Source organism: Microvirga pakistanensis, assembly GCF_004458765.1.
GTDB classification, from domain to species: Bacteria; Pseudomonadota; Alphaproteobacteria; order Rhizobiales; family Beijerinckiaceae; genus Microvirga; species Microvirga pakistanensis.
Window position 1 is genome coordinate 1 of record NZ_SPJX01000403.1, and the last position, 223, is coordinate 223.

Consider the following 223-nt stretch of genomic DNA (forward strand, 5'->3'; position numbering starts at 1 on the left):
GACCGCATTCCCGATTTCAAAGTGCTCGCCGTGCAGGCGGCCGCGAAGGTGGCCAACGGCCGCTCCGGCTTCGGCATGCTGATTGACGGCACCTACGGCCGCGAAGCCTTAGTCCGCGCCGCCGATCATCCGTTCTGGATCGGTCGCCCGGTGGAGCTGCCGGGCTCGCGCCCGCTCGATTTCGAAGGTGGCGGCAGCATCGGCGCGAAGCTCGTGGAATGGC

1 protein-coding gene is annotated in these 223 nt (G+C 68.2%); it reads left to right on the forward strand.

Annotated features, from left to right (window positions below; translation table 11 throughout):
* The coding region (locus E4K09_RS18950; RefSeq protein WP_134499305.1) for a 2-deoxy-5-keto-D-gluconate 6-phosphate aldolase domain-containing protein at positions 1 to 223 on the forward strand (223 nt) is incomplete at both ends.